Below are 19,555 nucleotides of genomic sequence, written 5' to 3' on the forward strand. Positions count from 1 at the left end.
GCACACTACGCGGCCGGCGGCTTCTGCTACCTAGACAACGCCGTCATCCCCGCCCTAGAGCTCAGCAGGCTGGGCTGTCTCGCCACGGAGCAAAGCTGTGCCGGAAACGCCGCCCGCAAGCGCCAGATTGCAGGTCCCGTCGACCCCGTCGGCCATGCTTGGACTATCGGCGCTCGGTGTCGTGTTCGGTGATATCGGAACAAGTCCGCTCTACACGCTGAAAACCGTGCTCGCACTCGCCGGCGAGCACCCTACTGCCGATGTGACGCTCGGGGTCCTTTCGCTGGTGCTCTGGACGTTGGTCATCATCGTGTCGGTCAAGTATGTTTCCTTCGCCATGCGCGTTGACAATGACGGGGAAGGCGGAATTCTCGCGCTGATGGCGCTTCTCGGCATCAAGCGGCAACAGCGACCTGCAATTGTTGCCCTGGGCTTGTTCGGCGCCGCGCTGATCTATGGCGACGGCGCCATCACTCCGGCCATCTCGGTGCTGTCCGCGCTCGAAGGCTTGAACATTGCCGTGCCGGCAATGGAGCCTTTCGTCGTTCCGGCCGCCGTTGCGATCCTGATTGGGCTTTTCGCCATACAGCCGTTCGGCACCGCGTGGATCGGCCGGATTTTCGGTCCAATCATGGCGCTGTGGTTCTGTTCGATCGCCCTGCTTGGCATCTGGGGCGTGCTAAAGCATCCGGCCGTGTTCGCCGCCATCGATCCACGCTACGGGATCCACTATCTGCTGTCCGACGGTTTAGGCAGCTTCCTTGTCCTCGGCGGCGTGTTCCTGTGCGTGACGGGGGCGGAGGCGCTCTACGCCGACATGGGACATTTCGGCGCCTGGCCGATCCGGCTTGCCTGGTCGACGGTCGTCTTTCCGAGCCTTGTTCTGAACTACGCCGGACAGGCGGCGATCATCCTCGACGGGGGATCGACTCAAGGCAATATCTTCTATCGCCTCTGTCCCGAACCCTTGCTGATTCCGCTCGTGGTCCTTGCGACGCTCGCGACGATCATCGCGAGCCAGTCGATCATCACCGGGGCCTTCTCGATGTCCCGGCAGGCAATCCTGCTCGGCTGGCTGCCCCGCCTCAAGATCGTCCAGACCTCGGCGGAAGGCTATGGCCAGATTTATGTGGGCGCCATCAACTGGATGCTGATGATTGCGACTGTCGGTCTGACGATCGGGTTCGGCAAGTCGGACAACCTGGCCGCCGCCTATGGTATCGCCGTTTCGCTCACCATGCTCATGACCTCGGCGCTGTTGTTCATCGCCATGCGCGAGGTCTGGGGCTGGAGCCTCCTGGCCAGCGGCGCGGTCGCGGGTTGCTTCTTCACCATCGACGCGGCGTTCTTCCTGGCGAATGTCGTGAAGGTCCTCGATGGCGGCTATGTCCCGCTGCTGCTTGCCGCCTGCGTGTACGGGGTGATGCTCATATGGCACAGCGGCGCGGCAGCGGTTGCCAGAAAACTGCACGCAACGCTGGTGCCCGTGGACCAGTTCATGAAGCAAATCGTGGCGGCAGGCGTGCCACGCGTTCCCGGCACGGCGGTGTTCCTGACCCGGAGCACCCACGGCACGCCGCCGATCATGGCCTGGCACGTCAAGCGCAACAGGGCGTTGCACAAGCGCCTGCTGGCTCTCACGGTGCAGATGCAATCGATCCCCTGGGTGGCGGACGAGGATCGGCTGTCGATGGCGGAGGAAGCCCCGAATTTCTGGCGGGTCACGGCGCGCTACGGTTTCATGGAGCGGCCAGACATTCCGGTCCTCCTGCGTCACGCCCATGCCGGAGGATGTGGCATCGACCTCGACGATGTCACCTACTATATCGGCCGCGAGACGGTTGTCGGCCGCGAACGCGCTCGTTGGCCGTTAAGGATTCGCAGCCGGCTGTTTGCCTTGATGGAGCGCAACAGCGCCCATATCACGGACTTCTGTCGGATACCTGTCGAGAGTGTCGTTGAGATCGGTCGCCAGGTTGCGATTTGATCCGATCTCGACGTCGGGCGGTCCGTCGGCGTTGGCTGAAGCTTCGCCGCAAATTCATCCGCGATCGCACGGCAAAGGGGCGCGTTGTGGAGCCGACGCTTTCCGATCTGATCTTCGAATGGCTGTCAATTTGCGCTGCGCCGATCAAGCGCCGCTCATGGCAACGTTCGAAGCTGGCTCCGGCACACTACTTGCCTTGCTTGCGCAACGCCTCGATCAGAAGAACGGCTGCCGGCCCCGACGAAGCGGGGTTCTGCCCGGTGATCAGTCGACCATCGACCACGGTGTAGACACCCCATTTTGACCTCGGAGAAGGTGGCGCCGAGCTTCAGCATCTCGTACTCAACGAGGAATGGGACGATCTTGGTCAGGCCGACTGCTTCCTCTTCGCCATTGGTGAAGGCGGTCACGGTCCGGCCGGCCACGAACGGGGTGCCATCGGGATTCTTCACACGGTGCAGACGCGATGGTCTTGCGGGCGCCCACGAAGGATTCGATCAGCTTGATGCAGAAGATCCGCACTCGATGCTGGTCTGCCATGCTCCAGGCGTCGGCAAAGTCCAGTGCTTGCTTGTGCGGCCTGAAAGCCGCCGGCTGCCCGAGGCGGCCGACCGTCTTGTCACTGCCTTGGCAAACACGTTTCATGATCGTCTATCATCGTATCACGACGACTGGAATCTTCGTCTTCGTCAATACCTCAAGGGTCTGGCTCCCGAGCAACAACTTGCTAAGACCGCGCCGGCCATTAGATGCCATCACGATTGCATCACACCGTAAGTCTTGTGCCGCTTCAATGATTGCTTCGGCTGGTTTGGCCTCATCGACATAGACCGTTTCCGCAGCCAGGCCCATCTGCTCCGCCATGGCCTTGGCCGCGGAGAGAACGGAAGCTCCATACTGCTCGCTGCGCTCCAGGTAGGCTTCAATTTCCTCAGTAGTGCTCGGCCACCCGAAACCCGGCATCGCAAGGGGATATTGTTCTGTCACGTGTATGATCGTGACTCTGCTGCCCAGCGCACGCGCAAGTGCCAAGCCGTGCTCCAAGCCCTTGTGTGCAAGCACCGATCCGTCCGTTGCTATTAGAATGTGCTGATACATGCCAGCTCTCCCTATGTTGCTGGTCGACGGATGGCCAATGCCGTAGCCACCAGGCCCTTTCGTCGTTGCCCCCTGCCCGCCCCTCGATATCTCCGCGAATTTCGTTCGTCGGAAGATAGCGCTGCCGCGGCGGCTTGCACTGCTGCCGTGATCACAATTTGCCGCGATGAGCGTTTAATGGCCTCCTCAGCCGCCTCTTCCAAGACGTCGCCTTGCGTCTCGATCGTGGATGTTGCCGGCGTCATGCAGCAAGTCGTCCCGCCTGGTGGCTGATGGGGTGACGATCCCGGGAGAGGCCCAACCGCCGACGCTCATATTCGGAGGCGAACTTGTCGGGATCAACGCACCGAGCCTCAAGGATCGGCTGCAAATGTGCCTCGAAGAGACACCGCTCTGCTGCGCTGAGGTCATTCATAGAACGAACCATGAGGCTCTGCGCAAGGTGATCCTCTGGCCGCCGCTCGTTGAAAAATCCCTCATCGATCAAGTCCCGGAGGACATCGAGATAGTCCATATGAAATTGCCAATCCCAAGCGCTGTCGTCCTGGCAGAACACAGCAGCATCCGGAGATTCGTGCGGTACGTGGCTGGTCGCCATTTCGGCCTCCTTAACGTGACCCCAGAACAGAACAAAATAAGAACACACAAGTCAAGGGGGGGGACATGGTGGACGGCGCTCGTCAGCCACCCGTTTCTCGCCCCTGCCAATTTCGCACCACGCGCCGATCGACACGTCTTGTTTCGAACGCGGGAATCGGGTGGTTCCCAACGGAGGCTTGAATACCTTGCTGCCCGTAACGACAGCAGAAAGATGTTCGAGACATGGATCTACTTAAACATAAGGTCGCCATCGTCACGGGCGCGTCTTCCGGAATCGGTCGGGCTGTTGCGCTGATGTTTGCCAAGCAAGGCGCGGCGATGGTCCTAACCGCGCGGCGCACAACTCCACTTGACGAGGTTGCCCAGACAATCCGAAGCAAGGGAGGGCGTGCAATCACCGTCGGCGGCGATGTCGGCCTGCCCGAAACCCACGAAATGGCCGTCGCTGCCGCAACGAGTGAATTCGGAGGCCTCGACATCGCCATCAACAATGCTGGCACGGTTGGTCCGGCAAGGCCGCTGGCGGAGATTTCGCCGGAGGAGTGGCAGCACACCCTGACGACAAATCTTACGGCAGCATTTCTCGGAGCGCGCAGTCAGATTCCGGCGATGCTTTCGCGCGGCGGAGGCTCGATCGTCTTCACGTCCAGCTTTGTTGGCACCAGCGTTGGCATTCCCGGCATGGCGGCTTATGGCGCTTCCAAGGCTGGATTGATGGGCTTGGTGAAGGGGATAGCCGCCGACTACGCCGCACTGGGCATCAGGGCCAACGCGCTTTTGCCCGGCGGTGTGGATACCGCAATGGCAGGCGATCAGAGCCAGAAGGACTGGGCCGCAGGCCTGCATGCGATGAAGCGGATCGCTCGACCCGAGGAGATTGCCTCTAGCGCTCTTTTCCTCGCCAGTTCGATGGCCAGTTTCGTCACGGGAGCGGCCCTGTTCGCCGATGGTGGCAACGCCGCGGTCAAGTGATCGATCGACGTCCGAGGTACGCAAGAAGCGCTTGCGGGGGCACGCTCCGCCAGCGCTTCAGCACATGAACCGGATCGGCCCATTGCTGACGCAATCATTCGTAGCGCGAGACTGCGGTTGAGACGATGCACTTGATCGTCTCAACCGATGATCCACCACCGTTTGACCAAAGCCCGCATCGATCAAACGGTGCTTGCTTTTGGCCTTAGCGGAGTTCCTTTGCGCGATCCCAAGCTTGGGAGGCATTGCCTTCAGCGTTCTGCTGAGCACACATGCGCCGGGCCGATCGGCAATAGCGTATCGCCACGAACTGGCCGCGCAGACCAGCCCGGACGCCGCTGCAACCGCGCGAGCGGTAGTCCTGACATCAGGCGCGCCTTCGCGGGTGGACGCTTTTGGGCGAGGTGTTCATGCGCGTGCGTCTATCGCAGCGGGGCCGAACAAGCTGTTACCGTGACAACACCCGTTCGATGCGCGAACTATGTCGCCGGCGGCTACGGTTATCCACGAATAGCAGAGTTTTCCGGAAGGCGTGTTGGCTGCTCGAAGGGGCTCAATGATGGAGCTGAAGGCCAAACATCAAGATCGCAAAGCGGATTTCGTAACTATCCCTCGCCTGCGTTTCCTCTCAAGGTTCGCCTGCTCCGATCTCCGCGCGCCGTTTAGCGACGTAGGCGTCCAGCTCCTCACGGATGGCTGGATCGAGCGCCGGCTCCTCGTATTCGCGAAGCGCCTGCTGCCAAATATCGGTCGCGCGCTCCAGCGCATCGCGCCCGCCCGCTTCCTGCCAACTGCCGTAGTTTTGCCAATTGGAGAGGATCGGCTGGTAAAAGGCGGTCTCATAGCGCGCCATTGTGTGCTCGGAACCGAAAAAATGTCCGCCAGCCGGTACCGATTTGATGGCCTCGAAGCCGAGATCGTCCTCGGAGAAGGGCACGGGCTCCAAGAAGCCCATCATGTTCTGCAGGATCTCGACGTCGAGCACGAGCTTCTCGTAGGAGGCGGTCAACCCGCCTTCAAGCCACCCGGCCGCGTGATAAACAAGGTTGGCCCCGCCAAGCACCGCCCCCCAAGTCGCCATCTCCGTTTCGTATGCCGCCTGAAGATCGACCACATTCGACGCGTTGGCGTTCGAGGTCCGATAGGGAAGCTTGTAGCGCCGCGCGAGCTGGCCCGCGACAATGTTCGCCTTGGCGTTTTCCGGTGTGCCGAAGGCCGGTGCTCCCGAGCGCATGTCCACGTTGGATGTGAATGCACCGTACATGACCGGCGTGCCTGGATTGACGAGTTGGGCCAGCACAACGCCGAACAGGGCCTCGGCATTCTGCTGGCAGAGCGCCGCGGCAAGCGTCACTGGAGTCATGGCACCCATAAGCGTAAACGGCGTGATGGTCACCGGCTGCCCGTGCTCGGCCATGGCGATAAGCCCGTCAGCCATAGCGTCATCTAAGAGCCGCGGGGAGTTGACCGAAATGATCGTGATTACACCTGGGGACTGGCGCATCTCTTCAACGCCGATACCGCGTGCAATCGCCATCATCTTGATGCCGTCGACTGCACGACCGCGGCCGATCGCACTGCAGTGGAAGCAGAGATCGCTGAGCGCGAGGTTTGCGTTGTAGGTGTCGAGGTGGCGTGAATTGGCTGGCCGCTCGATAGGTGCGCAGACCTGGTTCCCGAGAATATGGATGGCGTTGAAGTAATGGGCAAGCCTGGTAAAGTTCTGATAGTCGGCAAGATTGCCCTGCCGTCGACCGTTGATCCTGTCGTGGACGTTCGGTGGGCCGGCGACGAGGCCGAAGGCCATCGTGTTGCCTCCGATTGTCAGGCGTTTCGCCAGGTTGCGGCTGGTGAGCGTGAAGGAGGAAGGCGTGGTGGCGAGCGCGGCGTTTACTATGGATTCATCGATGCGGATCGTCAGGTGTTCGCGGTCAACTATGGCACCAGCCTTTTCAAAAAGAGCCATGGCCTTTTCGCTCATGACGCGAATGCCGATTTCGGACAGGATGCGCATCGAATTGCGGTGCAGGGCGTCCAGCCGCTCCTCGTCAAGCAATTGCATCGGCGAATAGATGTTGACGACCTCCCGCCACGGCAACTGCGATATGCCGCCGCCTCCCCGACCTGCCCGCGATCGCCGTCCGCCGCCGCGTCTGTCACTCATCGAAAACTGCCTTTCGAGCGATTGCATCCCGTCCGGGGCATTAACCAGCCCAACGGGAAATGCATGCGACTTTTCGTGTTCCGCCTCGCTGAAACTATGTCCAATAGCGCGCTGGTCTTCACACGATAAGTTCGGAGGCAATGACCAAGAAAAACGGGGTCATGGCGCGCTTGCATCTTGCACGTCGCGCCCGAGCCAGACTAGCCTCCGGCAAAGAGGAAAACCTGTAGTGAAACCATCCCCGCCATTGAACTACATCCGATCCTTCGAATGTTCCGCCCGGCATCTCAGCTTCACCGAGGCGGCCAACGAGCTCGGTTACACCCAGGCCGCCATCAGCAGTCACGTGCGCGCGCTTGAACAGTATCTCGGCCGCCAGCTCTTCATCCGCTATCCGCGCAGCCTCAAGCTGACGGAGATGGGCGAGGCCTTCCTGCCCACTTTGCGACAAGCGCTAAACCAGATCGATTTCGCCACGGAAACCGTACTGGCATCGGCGCGCAATAAGACTGTCGTCATCTCCTGCCCGACGAGCCTTGCCGAAAACTGGCTGGCGCGATGCGTCGCCGGCTTTAGCCGGAAACATCCCGACGTGGAGATTCTCCTGCACGGCACCATATGGGAGGATTCGACGGAACAGATCGCCGATATCCTTATTTCTATCCGTCGCTTCGACAACGTGCCGGCAAATGGGATGCAATTGTGGAACGACCGGCTCGCGCTGCTGTGCGCGCCGCAACTCATGCATGGCCAGAATGCGATCAAGACGCCGGGGGACGTCCTGAATTCAAACTGGATTGCCGTACACGGCCGGCAGGAATTCTGGCAGGACATGGCGGACGCGCTCGGCATCGACGCATCCGCAAACGACAAGCGGCTCTCCACCAACTCTACCAACATCGCTCTCGAAATGGCGGCAAACGGCGCCGGTTGCATCGTGACCCCACAGTCGCTCGCGCGAATCTATGTGGACCGTGGCCTGCTCGTCGAGCCGTTCAAGACCCGGACCAAAAGCGCATGGAACTACTATCTCTCTGAAGCGCAGGCTTCCAAAGGAGCGACAGTCGCGAAGGTACGCGACTGGATTATTGCGGAAGCGCAAAAGGTCGCCGACTAACCTACGAGGCCAGTAAGGGCCAATTCCAGGCTAGCGAAAGCCCCCTTGGCAACAAACGAAAATTGCGGGCTCAATGACCCTGTTTTATTTGCTCATCTGACGTCGAAAAGAGCTGATTTCCCTATCTCGCCGGCTTTTGGAAGAAGCCGGCCATCCCTAGACTTGGACCTACCGGCACAGGCTCGTCGGCCGCAGAAGTCATAGGTTCAAGGCTGGAAATTCATGCGCTCCCACGCTCAAGCGGTCGTCATTGGCGGCGGTCTCATCGGATGTTCTATTCTCTACCACCTCACCAAGCTCGGCTGGTCCGATGTGGTGCTTCTTGAGCGCAGCGAACTAACGTCGGGTTCAACCTGGCATGCGGCGGCCAACATCCACGGCCTACACGACTCCACCAACATCAGCCTGCTGCAACACTACACGATGGCGCTTTACAAGGAACTGGAGGTGGAAACCGGCCAGGGCTGCGGCATCTTCCAGCCAGGTTCCCTGTATCTCGCGCAGACCGAGGCGCGTGAGCACCAACTCCGCCTCCAAGAGGCCAAGGCCCGGCGCTACAAGATGAGCTTCCACGAAATCGGCCGCGACGAGGCCGAACGCCTCCATCCTCTCGTCAACTTCGATGGCATCCGCTGCATCATGTATGAGCCCGACGGTGGCAATGTCGACCCGTCAGGCGTGACCATGGCCTATGCTGCGGGTGCCCGGCAGCGCGGCGCCGAGATTCATCGTTTTACGCCCGTCACGGGCACCGAGGCGCAGCCGGACGGCAGTTGGATCGTGCGCACGCCGAAGGGCGATATCCGCACTCAATGGGTCGTAAACGCCGCTGGACTGTGGGGGCGCGAGGTGGCGGCAATGGCAGGACTGGAACTTCCGCTGATCCCAACCGAGCACCAGTATTTCGTGACGGAGACCCTACCGGAGATCGCCGCACTCGACCGCCGGCTTCCTTCTGTCGCCGACCGAGACGGCGAGTATTACCTCCGGCAGGAAGGCCTCGGTCTTCTGATCGGTGCCTATGAAAGGGATATGCGGTTCTGGGCGGAGGACGGCACCCCGCTCGGTTTCGGCCACGAACTCTTCCCGGACGACCTCGAACGTATCGAGGAGAACATGATGCGCGCGATCGATCGCGTCCCGGTCGTTGGCGCGGCAGGCATCAAGCGCGTGATCAACGGGCCGATGATCTGGTCGCCGGACAGCGCGGCGCTGTTCGGCCCGGTCCCGGAGCTCAGCAACTATTTCTGCTGCAACGGCATCATCCCCGGCTTCTCACAGTCCGGTGGCATGGGCAAGCTAGCCGCGGAATGGATGATCGAGGGCGAACCCTCACTCGACATGTTCGGCTGGGACATGGCCCGCTTCGGCCACTGGGCAGGCAAGGCCTTCACCAAGGCGCGCGTACAGGACCAGTACAGCCACCGCTTCAAGATCCACTTTCCCAACGAGGAGCGCACGGCGGGTCGTCCCGTTCGAACTCGTCCAGCTTATGAAATGCAGAAGGCAATGGGCGCCGTCTTCGGCCTCAACTTCGGTTGGGAACACCCGCTCTGGTTCTCCGCCGATGGAGAGCCGAAGGAGGAGACGATCGGCTTCACCCGCCAGAACTGGTGGGCGCCCGTCGGTCGTGAGGCGCGCATGCTGCGCGAGAAGGCCGGCATCATCGACATTTCGAACTTCGCCAAATATTCGGTGAAAGGCCTTGGTGCCACCGCCTGGTTAAACACAATCTTCGCCAATCGCATGCCGACGCAGCTTGGCCGCTCTTGTCTGACGCCGCTCATCGGCAAGCGGGGCGGTATCGCGGGCGATTTCACCGTCACGAAGCTCGGCGAGGACGAGTTCATGATCTTTGGCTCCGGCATGGCGGAGCGTTACCATCAGCGCTTCTTCAAGGCTATCCCGCTTCCAGAAGGCACCACCTTCACTTCGATGACCGAGCGCCTCAGTGCCTTCAATGTCGCAGGGCCGCAATCACGCGAATTGTTGACGCGCCTGACGAACGAGGACCTTTCCAACGAGAGTTTCCCATTCATGCGATCGCGCAAAATGAGCGTCGCCGGCGTCGATGTTATCGCGCTGCGTGTATCCTTTACCGGCGATCTCGGCTGGGAGCTCTATTGCGACGCGGATCAGCAGGTGACGCTTTACGAAGCCCTGCTAGAAGCGGGCAAGGAACTCGATGCAGGCCCTGTCGGCTCACGCGCGCTCACCTCTCTACGCATCGAAAAGGGCTACGGCAGTTGGAGCCGGGAATACTCGCCGGAATATTGGCCGCAGGAATGCGGGCTCGATCATCTGATCAAGAGCGACAAGCGTCTCTTCCTCAATAGGGAGGCCTATCAGAAGATTGCCGAGGAACGTCCAAGGCAAAAACTTGCGATGGTGTCGATCGACGCCATGGATGCCGACGCCACGGGGGGCGAGCCGATCTTCCTAGCCGACGGCACCCCGATCGGCCAGGTTTCGTCCGGCGCTTACGGTTACAATGTGGGCCTGTCGCTCGCCCTATGTTATATCAAGACAGACATGGCAAAGCCCGGAGACAAAGTCAGCGTCGCTATCCTTGGCCGCCCACACGAAGCCATAATTCTGGAGCGGCCGCCATTCGATCCGGAAGGAATAAGGCTTCGAACGTAACAGGCTTCGTTGGGAGTGACCGGCGAGGCAAGATGGGTTTCGCTATCAATGGCGTCTTCGACGGTGAGAGACTTTCACTGGCGGAACTTGGGCCCTCAAAATACGGACGGAACGACAAGGAGCGCGATGACCATGGCGGAGAACAAGGCAATCACGGCTAATGTTCTAGCAGGCTGTAACGCTATTGCGGCAACTTCCATGTGCGTCAATCCAATTCGGCAGTCGTACGACCTGATCTTGTCGACCACCCTTTAACTATTTATTGGTCGTGATCGCTTCTGGCGGCGCAAACGCAACGTGCAAGGTGTCCTCTGGCAACGTCAGCCTTTGGTGAACCGCTGCGGCGACCTAATTGGATGGGGCCCAAAGCCGACACGTACAGCCCCCTGCCTGTGAGAGGCTGCTTCGGGCCGGAGGCGGACTGTCTGCTTTACGGCGGCATTTAACTGAAGCGGACATTCGGTGACGTTGCCCAAGGTTTCCCGGCAGCGGTTGAAGGCCGTTCAGTATCTGCCTTTGCCCAGATTGTGAGACGATTCCCGGTCGATACTGATATCGAGATTGCCTCGGCCATCGGTGCGCCGCACATCGTGCGCGCCATCGCCCGCCGTGCGCTCAAGCCCTCGAATGTGAGCATCAAGCAGCGCCGCAGCTTTTCCGGTGTCGCGGTTTTTCAGGGCATTCACGATCTGCCGATGAGCGTGATTTGAACCGGGCCGCCAGCCTGCGGAGCGTGTTGCGGCAAAGATGACGCGCGAGTTTGCAAGCTGGAGATCGTCCAGCATGGTCAGTAGTCTTGGCATCTTGCAGGGAGCCACAAGCGCTCGGTGAAAGGAGCGATTGGCCCCCTCCCATTCCGCTATGGACTTTGCCTGATCTCCTGCCGCGAGTGCCTGCTCTATTTTTTCGAATGAGGCAGCGTTCATTCTGGGTGCGGCCAGCTTTAGAGCGAGCGTCTCCAGGGCAGCGCGGATTTCGACGATTTCCTGGATCGACGCAGGGTCCAGGGGTGAAACGCGCATGCCTCGACGCGGTTCGTTGATGACCAGGCCTTGAGCCCGGAGCAGCTGAAAGGCTTCGCGAGCCGGTACGTGGCTTGCACCGAACTCCTCTGCGATCCGATCCTGCCGAAGCGGCGTCCCGGGAGCGAGTTCTCCCGAAACAATTCTCTCTCCGATCACTTGTGCAATTCGCTCGGCGACTGTTTCTGCCATCCCCACTCCATAGATTATCTATGATATTTTCGATTGCCTGACCCTCGTTGGGGCCATAGCCTGAGACCCAGTCAGCATAATCATAGATTATCTATTCTACAAGCGCGGCCTGATGCTGCACCGCGGGGCCTCGCGCCAGGAGAATGCTCATGTTGGAAAGAGAGGCGGCCGTACAGGTCAAAGGGAGCCGCATGCCCGCGCGCTGGACGCCGAGTTCGGCGCGTCAGCTTTACGACCTGCCGTTCAATGACCTGCTGTTCAAGGCGCACACCGCCCATCGAACGCATTTCAATCCCAACCAGGTCCAGCTCAGCAAGCTGCTCAATATCAAGACAGGCGGCTGTCCGGAGGATTGCGGCTATTGCAGCCAGTCTGCCCACCATGCGTCCGGCGTAAAGGCCTCGAAGCTCATGGAACCGCAAGCGGTGATTGAAGAGGCGCGCAAGGCCAAGGAAGGCGGAGCGACCCGCTATTGCCTTGGCGCTGCCTGGCGCAGCCCTAAACCGCGCGACGAGGCGGCAATCGTCGCGATGGTGAAAGGGGTGAAATCCCTCGGTCTGGAAACCTGCATAACGCTCGGAATGCTGTCGCAGGAACAGGCCCAGACGTTCGCCGATGCAGGCCTCGACTACTACAACCACAACATCGACACCTCGGAGCGCTTTTACCCCGAGGTCGCGACCACGCGGACCTTCGACGAGCGCCTGGAAACGCTGGCCCATGTCCGCGAGGCCGGCATCAAGGTTTGCAGCGGTGGGATATTGGGACTGGGCGAGACCGTCGACGACCGTATCGATATGCTCGTCACGCTCGCGAACTTGCCGACCCCACCCGAAAGCGTGCCGATCAACATGCTGATCCCGATGCCGGGCTCCCGGCTGGAAAAAGCTTCGCCGCCCGATCCGATCGCCTTCGTCCGCATCATCGCCCTTGCCCGCTTGATGATGCCGCTGTCCCATGTGCGCCTTACTGCCGGGCGGACGGCAATGAGCGATGAGATGCAGGCGCTATGCTTCTTCGCCGGTGCCAACTCGATCTTCATAGGCGACACGTTGCTGACAGCGGCAAATCCCGGCGACGACCGCGATGCAAGCCTCCTCAACCGGCTCGGCCTCATTCCGGAAACACTGGAGCAGGCTGAATGATCTCCGGCCCACTTGCCCGCTACGATACAAAGCTGAAGCAGTTCCACCAGAAAGGCCGCCTGCGCGTGCTCGGCACGGATGCTGGCGCCGATTTCACCTCGAACGACTATCTCGGCCTTGCTGCATCGCCCCGTATGCGGGCTGCCCTAGTCGCCGCGCTCGAACGCGGTGTTCCAGCCGGTGCGGGCGGATCGCGCTTGCTGCGCGGCAATCACGCCGAGCATGAGGCGCTTGAGGAAGCAGCGGCAATCTTCTTTCGCTCCGAGCGCATGCTCTATTTCGGCAGCGGCTATGCGGCGAATGTGGCCGTTCTTTCGACGCTCCCCCAACGTGGTGACCTCGTGGTCCATGACGCGCTTGTCCATGCAAGCGCGTATGAAGGCATGCGAGCGGGACGCGCCGAGGTCGTGCCGGTGCCGCACAACGACGCCGGCGCGGTGGAGGACGCCATTCGCTCCTGGCGCGCTGCCGGCGGCACCGGATGCCCCTGGATCGTCGTCGAAAGCCTCTATTCGATGGATGGCAACCGGGCGCCGATGTTCGATCTGATCGAGATCGCGGATCGCCACAACGGCTTCCTCTACATCGACGAGGCGCATGCAACAGGTGTGCATGGCATCGATGGACGCGGCTATGCGGCCAACCTCGAAGGCCGGGACAACGTCATCGTGCTCCACACCTGCGGTAAAGCCCTCGGCTCCTCAGGAGCGCTTGTTGGGGCAAGCAGAGTGATCTGCGACTTTCTCGTCAACCGGGCCCGACCTTTCATTTACGCCACCGCGCCCTCGCCGTTACAGGCGGCCAGCGTCCGTCAGGCGTTGGCCATTCTCTCGGAAGAACCCGAACGGCGAGCCAGACTTCACGCGCTTGTCGATTTCGCAAACGAGCGATTTGCCGAGCGTTTCGGCAGGGCCGGAAGCGGTACGCAAATCCTGCCCGTCATCATCGGCGACAACGGCCGGACCATCCGCATGGCCGAGCGTATGCAGTCGGAGGGGTTCGACATTCGAGCCATTCGTCCCCCCACGGTCCCTGCCGGAACCGCCCGACTGCGCATCACAATCACGCTGAACGTCGACGCGCCGACCATCACCCGAATGATCGACCAGCTCGCGGTGGCGATGGCGGAGGAGACACCATGAGCAAGTGCCTTATTGTCACCGGAACGGACACCGGGGTCGGCAAGACGGTGTTTTCGGCCGCGCTCACCGATGCCCTGGGCGCCTGCTACTGGAAGCCGGTTCAGTCGGGCCTGGACGGGGAGACCGATAGCGAAACGGTAGCGCGGCTTGGCCGGCTAACGCCAGAGCGGATCTGGCCCGAAGCATGGCGTCTTAAAACACCTGCTTCACCGCATCTGTCGGCCCGGATCGACGGCGTTGCGATCGATCCCGAAACGCTTGCGCCACCCCGCACATCCTTGCCTCTGGTGATCGAGGGCGCGGGTGGCTTGCTCGTGCCGTTGACCCCGCAGCGCACATTTGCCGACGTCTTCGCGCGCTGGCGCCACCCTGTCGTCCTTTGCGCGCGGACCGAACTTGGAACCATCAACCACACGCTGCTGTCGCTGGAGGTCATGCGGCGGCGGCAGATCCCCATCCTCGGCATCGCCTTCATTGGCGACGACCATCCCGATACGACGCAAATCATCATAGAGATGGGCGGGGTTCCAAGCCTCGGTCGCCTGCCGCGCCTCGATCCGTTGACGCCGGACGAACTGCTCCGTGCTTTCCATGATCACTTCGATCTCCGAGTATTTCAGGAAGCCTCGGCATGATCGGCTCTTACAGGACGTCACCTGTATGGCATCCCTTCACTCAGCACCGTCTCGATCCGGTGTTGAAGAAGATCATCCGGACGGAGGGTGCCTATCTGATCGATGAGGACGAACGACCAGTTCTCGACGCGATCTCTTCCTGGTGGGTGATCACCCACCAGCATCGTCATCCGACCATCATCGAAGCGATCGGAACGGCGCTTGAGCGCTTCGATCAGATCATCTTCGCCGAATACAGCCATGAACCGGCGGAGGAGTTGGCAAAAGGCCTGATCCTGTTGGCCCCACCCGGTCTGGCCCATGTCTTTTTCTCCGACAGCGGATCGACTTCGGTCGAGGTCGCCCTGAAGATGGCGCTGGGCTTCTTTCACAATGGCGGAGCCCCGCGCTCACGCATCGTCGTCATGGAGCACAGCTATCATGGCGATACCATCGGCACCATGTCGGCCGGCGCGCGCGGCATCTTCAACGCGGCCTATGAGCCACTGCTGTTCGACGTCGATACCCTTCCATTTCCCGCCCCCGGCCGGGAGCAGGACACGCTCGACGCGCTGGAGCGTTTCTGCCGCGAAGGCAAGGTGGCGGCCCTTCTGATCGAGCCGCTGGTTCTCGGTGCCGGTGGCATGAAGATGTATGCGCCGCATCTGCTGGCGGAATTCCAGCGGATCACCGAACGCTATGGAACCCTGCTGATCGCCGACGAGGTGATGACCGGCTGGGGGCGGACGGGAACACTTTTCGCGTGCGAGCAATCCGGCGTGACGGCAGATATCCTGTGCACGTCCAAGGGGATCACCGGCGGCGCGCTGCCGCTGGCGGCGACGCTATGCACGCCGGAAATCTTCGACGCCCACCTGTCCGAAGATCGCAGCCGGACGTTCTTCCATTCCAGCTCCTACACAGCCAACCCAATCGCCTGCGCAGCGGCGCTGGCCAATCTGGATGTCTGGCGGGACGAGCCGGTGGTCGGGCGCATCCAGGCATTGGCGGAGATGCACCGCGAGAGGCTGGCCCCGTTCCGATCCGATCCGCGCTTCGTCAATGTCCGGCAACAGGGCACCATTGCGGCGCTCGATATTATGGCCGGGACGAAGGGCTATCTCTCGGAGGTCGGCCCGAAATTGAGGACCTTCTTTCGCCAGAGAGACATCCTTCTCCGTCCGCTAGGGAACGTAATCTATCTGATGCCCCCCTATTGCGTGACGGCCAGCGATCTCGATCGCGCCTATGAAGCCATTCTCGAGGCCGCCGATCTGATCGAGACAGGCGCGTTATGACCTGCTCGAGCCATATTGCCGGTTTCGGGCACTATGTTCCCGCCCGGCGCGTCGAAAACGCGGAGATCGAAGCGCGCCTAGGGCTGGATGCCGGATGGATCGAGCGTAGAACGGGCATCAGGGAGCGGCGCTGGGCCGCACCGGACGAGACACTGACGGATCTGGCGACGAACGCTGCGGCAATGGCACTCGACGGTGCAGGTATCGACCGCGGCGCGGTCGCGCTGACGCTTCTTGCGACATCGACGCCCGACCATCTTCTGCCGCCATCGGCTCCGCTGCTAGCTCACAAGCTTGGTCTTCCGGCGTCGGGAGCGGTCGATCTCGCCGGAGCCTGCTCGGGCTTCCTCTATGCCCTTGTGCTTGCCGACAGTTTCGTAAAGGCGCAGGGCAAGCCGGTGCTTGTCGTTGCCGCCAACATATTGAGCCGGCGCATCAATATGGACGAGCGGGGCAGCGCGGTTGTTTTCGCCGATGCCGCGGGAGCGGTCGTGCTCGTCCCATCCGCTGATCCCGATTGCGGTACTCTCGGCGTCGACCTGGTGTCCGATGGCAAGGACTACGGCCTGATCTCGATTCCCGCCGGCGGCAGCGCATGCCCGTTTCTTGGAGGCATGGACCCTAGCGAACTGCAAATGACCATGCGGGACGGCAAGGCCGTGTTCGCGCAGGCCGTCCGGATGATGGGCCAGTCCGCGGTACGGGCCATGGAACAGGCAGGGCTTGCGGTGCAGGACATACATCGGTTCGTCCCGCATCAGGCCAATTCGCGCATCATAGACGCGGTCTGCGATCAGCTTGGTGTTCCCCGCCACAAGGCGGTCCGGACGATCGATGAGTTCGGGAATTCCTCGGCGGCGACGATCCCTCTTTCTCTCTCGTTAGCCAACAGGGAGCGTCCTTTTGCCCCTGGCGAACGTCTGCTTCTCGCCGCCGCAGGAGCTGGAATGGTCGGGGGAGCCATGGTTTTCGGAATGGGCGGGAATTATCGACGTTCCATTCCCTGAAGCCCGCCACAATTGAACGTTGGCTGGGCGGCGATATCTGCTTGCGGCGCAAGCGCGCCCTCTCGCGCGCAATGTCAGCTTTCAGGAAACGGTAGAGCTTCTCTCAACGGCCGATATGTGCGCAATGCTGACCGGCAGCGTTGGGCCGCTAGCAGACAGTCGGCTTTCGGCGTGGCAAACGAGATAGCTGACTTTCTACGGATCGGTAGTTGGCTCTGGATTGGCGGGTCAAACAAAGTGATTCTAAGCAGCGTCAGTCGAACCGGCATTTTCGGAGACTGCAACCTTCGCATCTTTGTCGTTGACGCCGAACTTTTCCTTGATGGCCTCGCGGATCTCCTTTTCGATCGCCTCACGTTCCTCGGCCGGCAGTACGTTGAGGCTGTTTTCGTCCAGACCCTTCGATTCGAGAATAGCTGCCCGTAGCCTCTCGATCGGATTCATATTGGCCCATTTCATGAAGTCTTTTTCAACCGAGTCGAACGGGACTGCCGACAGAGTTCGCGAAAGCGCGTTGAGCGATCTGCTGGGTTCCACTGCACCTCGGTCTGATTGGATTGACGGCATCGCTCCAAGTTTGAACGTCGACGCCTGCGGATCGGCGTGGCCGACTCTTGACCCTGTAAGGTCACTGCCCCGGAAGAGGTTACTGTTTTCGCCGATCTTCATGTTGTTCTCCATCTACAGAGGTAGCTCGATCAATATTGGCCTAAGCGTGCGACCAGGCCGCCTCGTGCGGAACTGAAGCACAGCTTGAGATCCGAGAATACAGAGCCGGCGTCCTGTGTCGACCAGGCGAGTTGGGATAAGGTGATCGACGACATGCACGTAGGACCTCTCTTGAACTTTGCTTAACTGCACGATATGGTGCTGTTATCAAATAAGGGAAGATAACGCAACCTTCTCGTGCCGTTATGGCGCGTAACGGATCACGCAGGCGAATGGCATTGAGTGGGCGCAAACCGGGTGGCCGACCGACCAGGGAGCAGGCGGCCGCAATGGATGATCGGGTCCTCGACGGTGCGCGTGCCGCCTTCTGCCGAAAAGGGGTCGCCAACACATCGGTGGACGAGATCGCCCTCCAACTCGGTGTTTCCAAGCACACGATCTATCGCCGCTATCCCAACAAAGGGGCTTTGCTAGAGGCCGTGGTCGAACGTGATATCAGCCAGTTCAAGGACGCGCTGCTATCGGCGTCCGGCGGCGAGATGGCTCCTCTTGAAGCCGTCAAGATGACCGCCCGGCGTTATTTCGAGATCGGGTCGTCGCGCGACTATGCCGCCTTCTATCTCTCGGTCAGCGCAGAGGCTGCCCTTTCCGGCGCGTTGCGCCGCCAACTCGCCATCTGGTCCAAGGCCTCCCTGGAGCCGCTGAAGCAGACGATCCGAGCCGCGCAGGCCGCGGGTCTTGTTCGCAATGGAGATCCCTCAGTCATCTGTGAGATCCTCGTGGACTTGCTGGAGGGAGCCAACAACCGTGTCCGGTTACACGACGACACCAGCGGTGCCCCCCTGCATCCAGAAGAACTCTTTGCCGACAGGTGGTCCGTCTTCGTTTCGGCAATGTGCAAGGACGCCTTGGAGGAGGCACCAGATGCAGTTCGATCGGAACGAGTGAGCGAAACTCGGGCTGAGGCAGAGCGCAGGAAGTAATCGTGCGTGTGCCGACGCATAAGCAGTTGTTGCGGCTATCTGCTGATAGTAAACCTTGGACAGATTCTGGATGGCAAGTCGCCGTCAAATGTATATGCATTTGAGCGGGTCATCAGAGTGCATTATTCCAAGCCTCTTTCGCCCAAGGCAGGCGAAAGCCATTCCAGACGACGTCAAATCGTGCATCATTCGGAAACGATATCGACGCGGCCTGCGGTCAGGTTTTGCGCAATACCAACCCGAAGACCGAGCACGTAATCATCAGCTTCGTGGTGGTGGGAGTTCACATACCGCAAGCCGGCAGTAACCTGCCAGACAGGTAATCAAAGTCGACATTTGCGCCGTCCGCGGGATGCGTCGATGGGTGGCGCTACCTTGTCTAAGGGATACGAACCGGAGAAGAAGCGGCGCCGTTCGCCGCTAAAGTGGTTTTCGCGCACAATCTCCCTCCAGATCTATTGTGAAGTCGGAGCACTCACTCAACACACCAACGAGTTGTTGGGCAATGGCCAGGCCAAGGCCCGTACCACCTGCATAACGACTCTGCGAATGCCCCAGCCGCAAGAAGGGCTGAAGCACAGTGTCGAGCTGGTCTTCGGGAGCTCCAGGGCCTCGATCGAGCACACTGATGCGGATTCCATCGCCGGGTGCATGTTGAACGTAGACCTCCATGGTGCGCGCGAAGTTGGCCGATCATGTTGTTGAGTATCCGGCGGAGGGCAGGTGACCGCGTGACGACGCCGGCTTCGACGACTTTCAGGCAGCGATGGTGCACATGATGCGCCACGGACAGGCGAGGTGCGCCTACAATCCAACGCCGTCACCAGCACCGCAGTTCGACATTCTCGCACAGTGACATCAGGACCGGACCTTCCACGCATCTCAACTTCGAGGTTACGACG

Annotated in this window: 16 protein-coding genes and 1 pseudogene; 10 read left to right on the top strand and 7 right to left on the bottom strand. The window is 60.8% G+C overall.

All coding sequences use genetic code 11. The features are described from left to right. Positions 1-154 precede the first annotated feature (154 nt). The gene (locus tag M2281_RS19400; RefSeq protein ID WP_280822856.1) at positions 155-1,987 is read left to right on the top strand and encodes a potassium transporter Kup; all 1,833 of its coding nucleotides are present in this window, start codon (positions 155-157) and stop codon (positions 1,985-1,987) included. 187 nt (positions 1,988-2,174) lie between these two features. Here the strand turns inward: M2281_RS19400 and M2281_RS19405 are convergent. From M2281_RS19405 to M2281_RS19415, 3 genes and pseudogenes are all read right to left on the bottom strand, one after another. Continuing rightward, a pseudogene (locus M2281_RS19405) lies at positions 2,175-2,497 on the bottom strand (type 1 glutamine amidotransferase domain-containing protein); the annotation flags it as partial. Positions 2,498-2,641: 144 nt separating this feature from the next. Further along, positions 2,642-3,085: a universal stress protein gene (locus tag M2281_RS19410; protein WP_280822812.1), complete on the bottom strand. Its 444-nt coding sequence runs from the start codon at positions 3,083-3,085 to the stop codon at positions 2,642-2,644. 241 nt (positions 3,086-3,326) lie between these two features. Then, entirely contained in the window at positions 3,327-3,683 is a 357-nt protein-coding gene (locus M2281_RS19415; RefSeq protein ID WP_280822813.1) for a hypothetical protein, read from the bottom strand. Positions 3,684-3,907: 224 nt separating this feature from the next. On the opposite strand from M2281_RS19415, the gene M2281_RS19420 reads away from it, so the two are divergent. Continuing rightward, positions 3,908-4,657, top strand: a complete 750-nt coding sequence (locus tag M2281_RS19420) for an SDR family oxidoreductase (protein ID WP_280822814.1) — start codon at positions 3,908-3,910, stop codon at positions 4,655-4,657. A 628-nt stretch (positions 4,658-5,285) separates the two neighbouring features. On the opposite strand, the gene M2281_RS19430 is transcribed toward M2281_RS19420, so the two are convergent. Continuing rightward, the gene (locus M2281_RS19430) at positions 5,286-6,821 is read right to left on the bottom strand and encodes a trimethylamine methyltransferase family protein (protein WP_280822815.1); all 1,536 of its coding nucleotides are present in this window, start codon (positions 6,819-6,821) and stop codon (positions 5,286-5,288) included. A 229-nt stretch (positions 6,822-7,050) separates the two neighbouring features. Between M2281_RS19430 and M2281_RS19435 the strand changes: the two genes are divergently transcribed. Continuing rightward, positions 7,051-7,938 carry a LysR substrate-binding domain-containing protein gene (locus tag M2281_RS19435; protein ID WP_280822816.1) on the top strand — a complete coding sequence of 296 codons (888 nt, stop codon included), beginning with the start codon at positions 7,051-7,053 and terminating at the stop codon, positions 7,936-7,938. A 222-nt stretch (positions 7,939-8,160) separates the two neighbouring features. Further along, positions 8,161-10,581: a GcvT family protein gene (locus M2281_RS19440; protein WP_280822817.1), complete on the top strand. Its 2,421-nt coding sequence runs from the start codon at positions 8,161-8,163 to the stop codon at positions 10,579-10,581. A 503-nt stretch (positions 10,582-11,084) separates the two neighbouring features. On the opposite strand, the gene M2281_RS19445 is transcribed toward M2281_RS19440, so the two are convergent. Further along, positions 11,085-11,795 carry a GntR family transcriptional regulator gene (locus M2281_RS19445; RefSeq protein WP_280822818.1) on the bottom strand — a complete coding sequence of 237 codons (711 nt, stop codon included), beginning with the start codon at positions 11,793-11,795 and terminating at the stop codon, positions 11,085-11,087. A 149-nt stretch (positions 11,796-11,944) separates the two neighbouring features. Here M2281_RS19445 and bioB point away from each other — a divergent pair, with 149 nt between their 5' ends. From bioB to M2281_RS19470, 5 genes are read left to right on the top strand one after another with little or no spacing between them, the layout of a single operon-like run. After that, on the top strand, positions 11,945-12,940 hold the full coding sequence (gene bioB, locus M2281_RS19450; protein WP_425537751.1) for a biotin synthase BioB: 996 nt from the start codon (positions 11,945-11,947) through the stop codon (positions 12,938-12,940). Then, positions 12,937-14,082, top strand: a complete 1,146-nt coding sequence (locus M2281_RS19455; protein WP_280822819.1) for an 8-amino-7-oxononanoate synthase — start codon at positions 12,937-12,939, stop codon at positions 14,080-14,082. The genes bioB and M2281_RS19455 overlap by 4 nt, the downstream gene beginning before the upstream one ends. Continuing rightward, positions 14,079-14,717, top strand: coding sequence for a dethiobiotin synthase (bioD, locus tag M2281_RS19460; RefSeq protein WP_280822820.1), 639 nt, complete (start codon positions 14,079-14,081; stop codon positions 14,715-14,717). Before M2281_RS19455 ends, bioD begins: the two co-directional genes overlap by 4 nt. Continuing rightward, complete coding sequence (locus M2281_RS19465) at positions 14,714-15,994, top strand: adenosylmethionine--8-amino-7-oxononanoate transaminase (RefSeq protein WP_280822821.1); 1,281 nt, start codon at positions 14,714-14,716, stop codon at positions 15,992-15,994. Before bioD ends, M2281_RS19465 begins: the two co-directional genes overlap by 4 nt. Then, on the top strand, positions 15,991-17,001 hold the full coding sequence (locus M2281_RS19470) for a beta-ketoacyl-ACP synthase III (RefSeq protein ID WP_280822822.1): 1,011 nt from the start codon (positions 15,991-15,993) through the stop codon (positions 16,999-17,001). Before M2281_RS19465 ends, M2281_RS19470 begins: the two co-directional genes overlap by 4 nt. 243 nt (positions 17,002-17,244) lie before the next feature. Here the strand turns inward: M2281_RS19470 and M2281_RS19475 are convergent, their stop codons facing one another. Next, positions 17,245-17,670: a hypothetical protein gene (locus M2281_RS19475; RefSeq protein WP_280822823.1), complete on the bottom strand. Its 426-nt coding sequence runs from the start codon at positions 17,668-17,670 to the stop codon at positions 17,245-17,247. 272 nt (positions 17,671-17,942) lie between these two features. Here M2281_RS19475 and M2281_RS19480 point away from each other — a divergent pair, with 272 nt between their 5' ends. Continuing rightward, the gene (locus M2281_RS19480; protein ID WP_425537759.1) at positions 17,943-18,653 is read left to right on the top strand and encodes a TetR/AcrR family transcriptional regulator; all 711 of its coding nucleotides are present in this window, start codon (positions 17,943-17,945) and stop codon (positions 18,651-18,653) included. 420 nt (positions 18,654-19,073) lie between these two features. Here the strand turns inward: M2281_RS19480 and M2281_RS29245 are convergent, their stop codons facing one another. Beyond that, positions 19,074-19,325, bottom strand: a complete 252-nt coding sequence (locus M2281_RS29245) for an ATP-binding protein (RefSeq protein WP_425537752.1) — start codon at positions 19,323-19,325, stop codon at positions 19,074-19,076. Between the last annotated feature and the right edge of the window lie 230 nt (positions 19,326-19,555).

The organism is Pseudaminobacter soli (ex Li et al. 2025) (genome assembly GCF_029892515.1).
In the GTDB taxonomy this organism is placed as follows: Bacteria; Pseudomonadota; Alphaproteobacteria; order Rhizobiales; family Rhizobiaceae; genus Pseudaminobacter; species Pseudaminobacter soli_A.